Origin of the sequence: Micromonospora sp. NPDC049274, assembly GCF_040678875.1 — a bacterium.
GTDB lineage: Bacteria > Actinomycetota > Actinomycetes > Mycobacteriales > Micromonosporaceae > Micromonospora.
The window spans coordinates 20553-32167 of sequence record NZ_JBFAQS010000022.1; the positions used below are offsets into that span (position 1 = coordinate 20553).

Genomic DNA, 11615 nt, shown 5'->3' on the forward strand with positions numbered 1-11615 from the left:
CCGGGGTACAAGTCGGAGCACGGCGCGCGAAGATCAACGGCTGCGGGGTACAGCCGAAGCGGGGAGGCTGCATGAGCTCGGCCCAGGGGGGTGCGGACGCGGGGTATCCCAACGCGTACGTCCACGAGATCCCCCCACACCTGGCCGCCGCCTTCGCCGGCGGCGGTGAGCTGGGCGAGCGGCTCCGCGCCTTCGACTGGTCCACCGCACCGCTGGGCGGGCCGTCCGGCTGGCCGGTGGCGCTCTCCAGCGCGATCGCCATGATGCTCTCCTCCAGCTCGCAGATCGTCATGTTCTGGGGCGACGACCAGCTCGCCTTCTACAACGACGCCTACCGGCCGACCATCGGCAGCAAGCACCCGCAGGTGCTCGGCCAGCCGGCCCGACACCACTGGGCCGAGACCTGGGACGTCCTCGGCCCGCTGCTCGACGGGGTCCGGCGCACCGGGCTCTCCTACCGTGGCGAGAACCACCCCTTCCTGCTGGACCGTTCCGGTTTCGTCGAGCAGACCTACTTCGACGTCTCCTACGACCCCATCCGGGGTGCCGACGGCTCGGTCAGCGGCGTCTACTGCATCGTCAACGAGACCACCGGGCGGGTGGTCGGTGAACGCCGGCTGCGGGCGTTGTCGGAACTGGGCGCCGAGCTGGCCGACATGAGCACCGCGGGCGAGCTGGGTCGCACCGCCGCCGACGTGCTCGCCCGGCACTCCGCCGACGTGCCGTTCGCGCTGATCTACCTGGCCGACTCCGCCGGGCGGCTCGCCCTGACCGGCGCCAGCGGCGTCGACCCGACGGCTGTCGGAGTCTCGCCCGACACGTTCGCCGAGCTGGTCGCCGAGGGCTCACCCGCCACCATCGAGGTGAGCCGACTGCTCGCCCAGCGCCCGGCCGACGCCGCCGACGTGGCGCTCGTGCTGCCCGTCAAGGCCGCCAACGACACGGTCGGCGCGCTCGTCGTCGGCGTGGCCCGCCTGCTGCCGCTCGGCGACGAGTACCGCGACTTCCTCGACCTGGTGGCCGCGCAGATCTCCCGCGCGGTGGGCACCCAGCGGGCGTACGAGCAGGAGCGCGCCCGGGCCGCCGAGTTGGCCGCGCTGGACCGGGCGAAGACCAACTTCTTCGCCAACGTCAGCCACGAGTTCCGAACCCCGTTGACCCTGGTGCTCGGCCCTCTGGAGGACATGCTGGCCGACCCGGAGCTGCCCCCCTCCTACACCGACCGGCTCGTCGTGATGCACCGCAACGCGTTGCGCCTGCTCAAGCTGGTCAACACCGTGCTCGACTTCTCCCGGCTGGAATCCGGCCGGCTGGCCGCCCGCTACCAGCCCACCGACCTGGCCGGCTACACCGCCCGGCTGGCCAGTACCTTCCGCTCCGCCACCGAGCGTGCCGGGTTGCGGCTGGTGGTGGACTGCCCGCCGCTGCCGGCGCCGGTAGTCGTCGACCGGGACATGTGGGAGAAGATCGTCCTCAACCTGGTGTCGAACGCGGTGAAGTTCACCTTCGACGGTGAGATCCGCGTGCGGATCCGGGCCGGCGACGGCGTCGCCCGACTGGAGGTCATCGACACCGGCGTGGGCATCGTGCCGACGGAGTTGCCGCACGTCTTCGAACGGTTCCACCGGGTGCCCGGTGGGCGCGCCCGTACGCACGAGGGCACCGGGATCGGGCTCGCGCTGGTCCGGGAACTGGTCGAGATGCACGGCGGCGACGTCGGTGTGACAAGCCAGATCGACGAGGGCAGCACCTTCACGGTGACCGTTCCGTTCGGCTCGGCGCATTTGCCCGCCGACCAGGTCGCCGCGTTCGCCCCCCTGCCCACTGGCGAACCCGAGCAGGCCCGGCTCTTCGTCGCCGAGACCGCCCTGTGGGGCGACGAGGACATGCCCGCGCAGGCCGACCGCCGGCCGACCGACGGGCCCCCCGCGGGCCGGATCCTTGTCGTCGACGACAACGTCGACCTGCGTGAGCACGTCACCCGGTTGCTCTCCCCGACCTGGGAGGTGGTCACCGCGAGCGACGGCCTGGCGGCCCTGACGCTGGCCCGCGAGGGCGGCTTCGACCTCGTGCTCACCGACGTGATGATGCCCCGGTTGGACGGGTTCGGCCTGGTCGGCGCGCTGCGCACGGACCCCCGCACCCGCGACGTGCCTATCGTCCTGCTCTCTGCCCGCGCCGGTTCCGCGGAGGCGGTCGCCGGCCTCTCCGTCGGCGCCGACGACTACCTGACCAAGCCGTTCTCCGGGCAGGAGCTGATCGCCCGGGTCCGGGCCAACGTCGAGCTGGGCCAGCTGCGCGGCCAGATCATCCGTCGGCTCCGGGCGCTGGCCGACGCGGCGGTGGCGGTCAACACCGCCCGTTCCACAGCCGACGTGCTGCAGGTCGCCGCCCGGCACGCGCTCAGTCTCGCCGAGGCGGCCCGGGTCGTGGTCACCGCGGCCGGTGCCCGCTCCGAGGCCGACGGCGGTGGCGTCACCGCCACCGACCCGTCCTTCGTGGCCGCGTTGACCGGCACCACCCGCGAGCAGCTCGGCGAGCTGCAGGTCTGGCGGGCCGACGGCGACGACGCGCAGGCCGACGAGGCCGCGCTCACCCAGCTCGCCCGCCTGGTCGGGGTCCGGCTGGAGAACGCCCAGCTCTACGAGGCCGAACACCGCATCGCCACCACGTTGCAGCACAGCCTGCTGCCGAGAACGCTGCCCCAGCTGCCGGGCGCGGTCGTGGCGAGCCGCTACCTGCCGGGCAGCGCCGACGTCGAGGTCGGTGGCGACTGGTACGACGCGCTCGCGCTCGAAGGCGACGACCTGGTGCTGGTGATCGGCGACGTCGTCGGTAAGGGCGTTCAGGCCGCCGCGGCGATGGGGCAACTGCGCAACGCGCTGCGGGCGTACCTGCTGGAGGGTTTCGACCCGGGTGAGTCGCTGAGCCGGCTCAACCGGCTGGTCGGGTCCACCGAGGGGCGCTCGTTCGCGACCGTGGTCTGCCTGCTGTTCAGCCCCCGTACCGGTCGGCTGCGCTACGCCAGCGCCGGCCACCCGTCCCCCCTGCTGATTCGAGGAGACGACGTGGCGTTCCTGCACGACCGCGCGCTCGGCCCGCCGGTCGGCGCCATCCCCGACACGACGTACCGGACGGTCGAGGGGGAGCTGCCCGCGGGCAGCCGGCTGCTGCTCTACACCGACGGGCTGATCGAGGACCGTCAGCTCGGCATCGACGCCGCGCTGGCGCAGTTGCGCGCCGACGCGGCGACCCCCGGCGAGCACGTGGCGGATCTGATCGACACGGTGGTCGAGCGGGTGACCGGCCGACCCCGCCGCGACGACGTGGCGGTGCTCGCCCTGGAGGCGGCCGAGCTGAACCGCTTCGCGCTGCGGCTGCCGGCGGACCCGACCCGGTTGAGCGTGCTGCGCAAGCGCCTGGAGGACTTCCTCGTGGCGCACGACGTCGGCGAGACCGACCTGTTCGACCTGACCGTGGCGGTCTCGGAGGCCGCCGCGAACGCCATCGAGCACCCCGTCCAACCCGCCGAGGCGGTGATCAGCGTCGAGGTGGCCATCGAGGACCGGACGGTGATCGCCACCGTCCGCGACACGGGGCAGTGGCGGGAGTCGAGCGGCTCCGGGTTCCGGGGGCGTGGCCTGTCACTGATCAAGGCGCTGGGTGATCTGATGGTGCGGCGTACCGACGAGGGCACCGAGGTGACGCTGCGCCGGGAGTTGCGGGGCTGAGCCCGCGCCGAGCCGCAATCGGCAGAGGTGTCGGCGGCCGGCCGTCTCAGACCGGGTCGAGCCAGCTCTGGTCGCCCAGGCCGGAGATCTCCAGCACCCGACGGACCTGTCGGGACGGCAGCACGGTGAGCGTGCCGGAGAACCCCTGGGCGAGCCGGACCAGAGCGTGAATGGCCGCCGAGTCGAAGAAGGTCACCGCCCGCAGGTCGAGCGTGATCTGACGGGCGGGCTCGCGCAGGGCGGTCTGCAGCATCGTGTCGGCGGTCGCCATGTCGACCTCGCCGGTCACCACCACGTGGAGGTGCTCGCCGTCGATCTCCGCGCTGGCGGAGAAGACAGGTGGTGCTCCCCCTTGATCCACGCTGACACCATGGCACAGCCGACCTGGCAGGGCAACAACCGGCCCCGACCGGCCGTGGCACGAGTCACCACCGCCTCCGGCGATAGGCTTGCGGCATGACCGTCCGCCCGCCGCTGACCCCAGGCACGCTCTCCCCGACGCGACAGGTGCCCGCCCACATTCCCCGCCCGGAGTACGTGGGTAAGAAGAGCCCGCAGCAGTGGCGCGGCTCGCACGTGCAGACACCGGAGACCATCGAGAAGATGCGGATCGCCAGCCGGCTCGCCGCTCAGGCGACCCAGCTCGCCGGTGAGCACTGCAAGCCCGGCGTGACCACCGACGAGATCGACCGGTTGGTGCACGAGTTCCTGTGTGACCACGACGCGTACCCGTCGACGCTCGGCTACCGGGGCTACCCCAAGTCCTGCTGCACGAGCGTCAACGAGGTCATCTGCCACGGCATCCCGGACTCCACGGTCCTGACCGACGGCGACATCATCAACGTCGACGTGACCGCGTACATCGGCGGTGTGCACGGTGACACCGACGCCACCTTCTGCGTCGGCGAGGTCAGCGAGGAGGCCCGGCTGCTCGTCGAACGCACCCACGAGGCGATGATGCGCGGCATCCGCGCGGTCGCCCCGGGCCGCCAGATCAACGTCGTGGGCAGGGTCATCGAGTCGTACGCCAAGCGGTTCGGCTACGGCGTGGTCCGCGACTTCACCGGCCACGGCATCGGCGAGACCTTCCACAGCGGCCTCTACGTGCCGCACTACGACAGCCCCCGGCCCACCGACATCATGGAGCCGGGGATGACGTTCACCATCGAGCCGATGATCACCCTCGGCACCTACCAGTACGACATGTGGGACGACGGGTGGACGGTGGTCACCAAGGACCGCAAGTGGACCGCCCAGTTCGAGCACACGATCGTCGTCACCGACGACGGCCACGAGATCCTGACCCTCCCGTGACCGACACTCCCGCGGCTCTGCGTGAGGCACACCACGCGGACGTCTCCGGCGGCTGGCTGCGCCCGGCCGTCTTCGGCGCGATGGACGGGCTGGTCACCAACATCGCCCTCATCGCCGGTGTCGGCGGCGGTGGCGTGTCACCGCGCAGCATCGTGCTGACCGGGTCCGCCGGCCTGGTGGCCGGTGCGATCTCGATGGGGCTCGGCGAGTACACGAGCGTGCGCTCGGCCAACGAGCAGGTCGCCGCCGAGGTGGCCAAGGAGCGGCGCGAGCTGGAACGGCACCCCGAGGCGGAGGCCCGCGAGTTGGCCGACGCCTGGGTGGCCCGCGGCCTGCCCCGCGACCTCGCCACCCAGGTCGCCGAGGCCGTACGGCGGGACCCGGAGGAGGCGCTGCGGGTGCACGTCCGCGAGGAGTTGGGCGTCGACCCCGACGACCAGCCGAGCCCCTGGGCGGCGGCGATCTCCTCGTTCCTGTTCTTCTCGCTGGGCGCGTTGTTTCCGCTGCTGCCGTACCTGCTGGGCGCCACCGCGCTCTGGCTGGCGCTCGCCGTCGGCGGGCTCGGCCTGTTCGCCGCCGGCGCCGTGGTGGCCCGGTTCACCAACCGCCCCTGGTGGACCAGCGGTCTGCGCCAGCTTCTGTTGGGCGCGGCCGCGGCCGGCGCCACCTATCTGATCGGTTCGCTGATCGGAGTGCAGGGCGGGCTGTGACGCCGGCGTCGGCCCAGCCGCCCGGCCGAGGGTCGGCCGGCTGTCCGCTTCAGGCCGGCACCAGCCGGAAGATGCGAATCTCCCGGCCGCCGGCCCGCTCGACGTACGTGCGGTACGCCGGCCACGCGGCCACGAGAAGCTCCCACAGCCGGTCCCGTTCGGCGCCGGTGGCCGGTTCGGCGCGCACCGGGAACCGGCGACCCTTCACGTCCACCTCGGCGGCCGGGTCGGCGAGGAGGTTCATCGCCCAACCGGGCTGGTGGGTCTGCCCCCAGTTGGAACCGATCACGACGTACGCGTCGCCGTCGGGCACGTAGAGCAGGGGATTGCTGCGCGGCTTGCCGGAGCGGCGGCCGGTCGTGGTGATCACGAGGGACGGGAGCACACCGAGCGCGACCACCCGGCCCCGGGTGAGCCGGCCGACGATCCGGTCGGCGGGGACCAGCAGGCGGGCGGCGGCTCCGAACCAGCGGTGGTGGCCGAGCCGACGGGTGAGGGTTGCGATCGCTGACACGCCGATCAGTCTGCCGGCCGTCGTGCCCCGGCGGCACCCCCGGGCGGCGTCGACTCGTGATCGCGCGACGATCGGTGGCCGCTCAGCGGCGCGGTGTGCGGCGGCTCGACCGCCCTTGTGAAACAGGTGCCCTAGTCCAGGCGACGTTCGATCGGCAGCCGGGCCCGCGTGAACAGGCCCGCGCCGAGCATCGCCACCACCGGCACCAGCACCAGGACGCCGAGCGCCGGCCACGGCACCAGGTACGGAAAGGGCTCCTGCACCGGCCAGGCCGTGGCGTACTCCCGGTTGGCCGAGAACAGCACGATCGCCGCGGTACCGAGCCCGGCCACGATGCCGAGCACCGAACCGAGACCGGCGATCACCCCGGCCTGACAGATCGCCAGCAGTCGGCGTACGGCAGGGGCCGCGCCGACCGCCGCGAGGGTGGACAGTTCGGCGCGGCCCTCGGCGGCGGCGAGCGCCGTGGCGATCCCGGCCGCGCCCACCGTGATCACGCCGGCCGCCGCGGCGAGCAGCAGCAACAGCGGTGAGTCGTCGCGCGGGGCGGTGCCCTGGGCCACGTTGAGGGAGAACGTGCCGAAGGCCCGCAGGTCGGCGGTGAACCGCTCCTGCTGGCGCAGGCCGGGCGGGGCCGGGGTGGCGACCACCCAACCGATCTCGACAGGTTTCAGGGCGAGACGTCGAGTGGCGGACGGGGACAGCAGCAGGCGCGGCGAGCCGACCGCCGCAGGCAGCGCGTACCCGGGCAGTTCGATCGTGCTGGTGGTCGGCTCGTCGGACCCGCCCACCGCCTCGTACACCTGCACAGTCACGTGGCCGTCGTGCAGGTAGCGCGGGTCGGTGACCACCACGCCCCCGGAGCGCAGCACCGTCGCGGCATCGGCCGTGACGGTCGGGTCCGCGCCGGTGAGCAGCGGCAGCGCGCTGCCGTCGTCCACAAGCGCCTCCACGTAGTTCCCGTAGTAGTCCACGTCGCGGCCCTGGCAGCGCGGATCGGCCCGGGCCTGCCGGCGCTGCGCCGCCGACAGGTCGTCGCCGGGCTGCCAGGGGCAGACCCGGTCGGGCGGCAACTCGGGCGCCACGTAGCAGTAGCCGCTCGGCCCCACGGCCGACGCGCAGTCGACCGTCCGTACCGGGGCGACGGCGGTGGCACCGAGGTGTGCCCGCGCGGCGGCGTCGACCTGGGCCAGCCTGGGGCCGGGCTGCCGGGTCGACCGGTCCGGGGCGACCAGGACGTGGCCGGGAGGCAGCCCCGGCCGGTAGGAGCGGGCGTCGCGGGCCCCGTCGCTGGCCACGAATCCGCCGAGCGCGACGCTGCTGGCCACCGCCGCCATGACGGCGCAGATGGCGGGCGCCGCGGCGGCCCGGTTGCGGCTGGCGTCGCGCAGCGCGATCCGGGGCGCCAGCGGCAGGATCCGGCCGAGCCGGGCGAGCGCGCCGATCAACGTGGGCGTGCAAGAGACCAGGCCCAGCTCACCGAGGATCAGGCCGGTCAGGATCACCGCCGGCGACGTCCGGGTGGCTCCGAACGCCGCGATCGCCGCCCCACCGACCACAAGCGTCAACCCGAGGGTGAGGGCGCGGGCCCGGGGCGGGGGCGGGGTCCGTCGCCCGGCGAGCCCGGCGAGGACGTCCTGGCGGGCGGCCGTCCAGGCCGGCGCCAGCGCGGCCAGCACCCCGGCCAGCACCGCGACCCCGCCGAGCACGACCAGGGCCAAGGGCCAGCAGCGGTACCCGCCGAAGCGCGCGCCGAAGACGTACTGCTCCACGAGTGGACGACCGGCGAACGCCGCGCCGACACCGACCAGCAGGCCGACGGCGGCCCCCAGCACGCCCAGCACGACACCGTCGGCGAGCACGACCCGACGCAGTTGGGCGGGGTCCCCGCCGGCCACCGCGACAAGCGCCAGGTCCCGGCGTCGACGGTGGACCCCCACCGCGAACGCCGGCCCGACGAGCAGCACGACCTCCAGCAACCCGAGGCCGGCGATCAGCACCCCGGTGCTCAGGTCGCTGGTGTCGGCGTGGCCGAGTCGGGTCGGGGACGGCGCTGACGCGGGCAGCTGGCGGGGCGCGACCAGCACCCCGTGGTCGTTGAGCCGCGACATCATCGCCGCGTCGACGACGCCGGGCACGTCGACCAGCCAGCGGCTGTCCGCCTGCGGATCGGCCCGCCCGACGGCCGCCGGGTGCAGTGCCACCACCGGGCCGAGGTCGTCGGGGAACTCGACCACCCCGACCACCGTGTACGCCCTCGTCCCGTCTGCGGTGGCCACGGCCTCGCCCAGGCGTACGTCCAGGCGGCGCAGCGCTGCCGGGCTCACCGCGACCTCGCCGGGTTGCCGCGGCGCCCGCCCCGACCGGAACCGCACCAGGCTCCGGGCCAGCGGGTCGCTGAGGTCGAGAGCCCGCCCCTGGAGGGTCTCGTCTCCTCCCGGCCCCCGCAGCGTCACCGGGCTTGCGGCGCGGATCTCGGTCGCCCGGCTGCCGGGGCCGAGCAGGGTGCTCACCTCGTCGGCGGTGGCCGGCCGGCCGGCCACCGACTGGCTGCCGTCCCGGGAATACCAGCTGTCGCCCCACTCGTCCTGGACGATCGGGGTCTCGGCGATCCACCGCAGCTCCGCGTCGGCGACGCCGAGGCGGCGGTCGACACGCTCCTGCGGGGTCAGCTCGGCCATGTCGTAGCTCGCGGCCAGGAAGGCCAGCACCAGCACCGGCAGGGCGATCATCGCGAGCACCAGCGCCGTACGCCTCGGCGCCCGGCGCGACTCCCGTCGGGCGATTCGCAGCGCCGCCCGCCAGGAACCGGCCAGTTCGGCGAACCGGCGCCGGCCGGGCGGGGTGGGCGGCGCATTCGGACGCTCCACCGGGGCGCCCTGGCGTCCGCGTGCCCGCAACGTCCGAAGGAGGGTCAACGGTCGCTTCCGGACAGCAGCTGCTCGACGCTGCCCAGCGGAGCCGTCGTGTCGACCAGCACTCCGTCGCGAAGGAACACCACCCGGTCGGCCCAGCCCGCGTACCGCGCCTCGTGGGTGACGAGAATGCCGGCGGCCCCCGCGTCGACCCGCCGGCGCAGCAGGTGCAGCACGGCCTCGCCGGTCTGCGAGTCCAGCGCACCGGTGGGTTCGTCGGCGAGCACCAGCCGCCGCTCGCCGACAAGCGCGCGGGCGATCGCCACCCGCTGCTGCTGACCACCGGAGAGCTGGTCCGGGAAGCGGTCGCCCAGCGCCGGCAGACCCACCTCGGTCAGCGCGGCCAGTGCCGCCGCACGGGCCCGCCGGCCACCGACACCGTCGAGCTCCAGCGGGAGCGCCACGTTCTCCACCGCGCTCAGGCTGCCCAGCAGGTTGAGCTGCTGGAAGATGTAACCGATGCGGCGGCGGCGCAGTTGGGCAAGCCCGCGGCGATCCAACGCCCCGAGCGGTTGGCCCTCGACCCGGACGTCACCGCGGGTGGGGCGGTCCAGCCCGCCGGCGAGGGCCAGCAGGGTCGACTTGCCCGAGCCGGACGGGCCCATCACGGCGACCAGCTCGCCAGGCCGGACGACCAGGCTGACACCGCGCAGCGCGTGCACCACCGCCGGACCGGCCCCGTGGGTGCGGTGGACGGCGCGCAGCTCCAGCACCGCGTCGTCCGGTCCGCTCACCGTCGCGCCTCCTCATCGGCCCACCGCGCGACGTCGGAGGCCCCACCGGTGGGCGGCCGGGGCGGGGTCGGCATCGGCCCGTTGGGCTGATGCCGGACCAGACTGCTCTCGCAGTGGTCGAGCCACCGCACCTCGGCCTCGGCCTGGAACACCATCGAGTCCAGCACCAGCCGCCACGGCAGGTCCTCCGGGCGATCGCTGCCGTACTTCAACCGGGTCAACTCCTGCAACGTACGCATGGTCGCGCTGCGCTGCGCCTGCACCACCGAGCGGACGTCCACGCCGGGGGTGGTGAGCGCCAGGGCCAGTTTGATCGCCAGCTCGTCGCGGGGCCGGTCGGCTCGGCTGATCGGGGTGGCGAACCACAGCGCGAGGTCCGCCCGGCCGGCGTCGGTGATCTCGTACGGGCGCTGCCCGGCCTCGCTCTCCGGCAGCGGGCGCACCAGACCGTCCCGTTCCAGACGGGACAGCGTGGTGTAGACCTGCCCGATGTTCAGCGGCCAGGTCGAGCCGGTCGACTCCTCGAATGCGGCGCGCAGCTGGTAGCCGTACATCTGGCCGCGTTCGAGGAGGGCGAGCAGCCCGTGACGGATGGACATGGCAACGGAGTATGCATACCTGGTATGCGCTCCGCAACCGCTGCGGAGCGGTTCAGCTCGGGCGGCCGGGAAATGCGACAGTCGGCGGTGTCACCCCGGCGGTCTTGCGCCACCGGGTGGCCCGCACGGCGTACTCGACAAGGGCGGCCAGCGCCTGGTCGCGATCGGGGCCGGTGGTGGATGCCAGCGCGGCCCGCCAGTGCGCCGCGGTGCGCTCCTCCACCTCGACGGCCAGCCGCAACGCGCTCGCCCGGTCGGTGACGGGAAACGGCAGCGCGTACCCGGCCCGGCCCGGCGGAACGGTGCCTCCCGTGGTGCTGAGCTGCACCACCAACGCGTCGCGCCGACGTCGGTGCGCGGCCTCCGCCTGGTGTGCGGATTCGCGCGCCGCCCCGGTGAGTCGGACGCCGATGCGCCCGTAGGCGTAGATGGCCGCGTACTCGGCGGAGAGGACGGCGGCGAGCGCCTCCCCGGCGGTCGGCTGCCTCACTTGAGTGCCTCCTGATGGGTGGCCCGCGCGGCGGCGATCGACCCGAGCAGCGCCGCCCGCTCGGCGGGCGCGGCGGCGCAGGCGGCGGTGGCGGACCGCTGTGCGGTTTTTTCCCGCGCGCGCAGGGCGGCCAGCGCGCCGGCCGGCTCGGTCGCCGCGGTGGCGCTCGGGTCGGCGGCGGGTGCGGACGGGAGAGCGACGCCGATGACCCGGGCGAGTTCGGTGGCGTGCGCGGTGTGTGTCTCGGCGATGGGCCCGAGGCGTTCGGCCAGCTCCGGGTGGGCGGTGGCGTTCGTCCGGTACGCGGCTGCCAGGCCCAGCGCCTCGTCGAGCATCGGGCGCAGCGGGTCCGGCGGTGGTGCCGGCTCGACGTCGCGGTCGAAAAGATCACAGCCGGTCAGCGGCGCCGCCGCACCGCCGAGCGCCAGCAGCGCTCCGGTGCGGAGGAGCTTTCGCCGGTTATGCCCGGATACTTGGTCACGCGGTGTCGTTCTGCCGATCCCCACCGGGCAAGTGAACACCATCCGCGCCGGTCCGGGGGCCACCGCCGTCGGTGCGCCGCCCGGTCCGCCGACGGGCAGGCGCGTTACGCTCTGCGCAGCCACCGG

At 73.9% G+C, this 11615-nt stretch carries 10 protein-coding genes; 3 read left to right on the forward strand and 7 right to left on the reverse strand.

Going from position 1 to position 11615, the window contains the following annotated elements; genetic code table 11:
- The first annotated feature begins 71 nt into the window (after window positions 1-71).
- A complete protein-coding gene (locus AB0K10_RS29545; protein WP_363688899.1) occupies window positions 72-3731 on the forward strand; it encodes a SpoIIE family protein phosphatase in 3660 nt (1219 codons plus the stop codon).
- Window positions 3732-3777: 46 nt separating this feature from the next.
- Here AB0K10_RS29545 and AB0K10_RS29550 read toward each other — a convergent pair whose 3' ends face one another.
- Window positions 3778-4092, reverse strand: a complete 315-nt coding sequence (locus AB0K10_RS29550) for an STAS domain-containing protein (RefSeq protein WP_363688901.1) — start codon at window positions 4090-4092, stop codon at window positions 3778-3780.
- A gap of 95 nt (window positions 4093-4187) precedes the next feature.
- Here AB0K10_RS29550 and map point away from each other — a divergent pair, with 95 nt between their 5' ends.
- Window positions 4188-5045, forward strand: coding sequence for a type I methionyl aminopeptidase (gene map, locus AB0K10_RS29555; RefSeq protein WP_363688903.1), 858 nt, complete (start codon window positions 4188-4190; stop codon window positions 5043-5045).
- Window positions 5042-5755, forward strand: coding sequence for a VIT1/CCC1 transporter family protein (locus AB0K10_RS29560; RefSeq protein WP_363688905.1), 714 nt, complete (start codon window positions 5042-5044; stop codon window positions 5753-5755). Before map ends, AB0K10_RS29560 begins: the two co-directional genes overlap by 4 nt.
- Window positions 5756-5804: 49 nt before the next feature.
- On the opposite strand, the gene AB0K10_RS29565 is transcribed toward AB0K10_RS29560, so the two are convergent.
- The 6 genes from AB0K10_RS29565 to AB0K10_RS29590 form a co-directional block, all read right to left on the reverse strand.
- Complete coding sequence (locus AB0K10_RS29565) at window positions 5805-6269, reverse strand: nitroreductase/quinone reductase family protein (RefSeq protein WP_363688907.1); 465 nt, start codon at window positions 6267-6269, stop codon at window positions 5805-5807.
- 131 nt (window positions 6270-6400) lie between these two features.
- Window positions 6401-9139 carry an FtsX-like permease family protein gene (locus AB0K10_RS29570; RefSeq protein WP_363688909.1) on the reverse strand — a complete coding sequence of 913 codons (2739 nt, stop codon included), beginning with the start codon at window positions 9137-9139 and terminating at the stop codon, window positions 6401-6403.
- Between the two features lie 44 nt (window positions 9140-9183).
- Window positions 9184-9918, reverse strand: coding sequence for an ABC transporter ATP-binding protein (locus AB0K10_RS29575; RefSeq protein WP_363688911.1), 735 nt, complete (start codon window positions 9916-9918; stop codon window positions 9184-9186).
- Window positions 9915-10517: a PadR family transcriptional regulator gene (locus tag AB0K10_RS29580; RefSeq protein ID WP_363688913.1), complete on the reverse strand. Its 603-nt coding sequence runs from the start codon at window positions 10515-10517 to the stop codon at window positions 9915-9917. Before AB0K10_RS29580 ends, AB0K10_RS29575 begins: the two co-directional genes overlap by 4 nt.
- 52 nt (window positions 10518-10569) lie before the next feature.
- The gene (locus AB0K10_RS29585; protein WP_363688915.1) at window positions 10570-11007 is read right to left on the reverse strand and encodes a ferritin-like domain-containing protein; all 438 of its coding nucleotides are present in this window, start codon (window positions 11005-11007) and stop codon (window positions 10570-10572) included.
- On the reverse strand, window positions 11004-11531 hold the full coding sequence (locus AB0K10_RS29590; RefSeq protein WP_363689041.1) for a hypothetical protein: 528 nt from the start codon (window positions 11529-11531) through the stop codon (window positions 11004-11006). Before AB0K10_RS29590 ends, AB0K10_RS29585 begins: the two co-directional genes overlap by 4 nt.
- Window positions 11532-11615 lie beyond the last annotated feature (84 nt).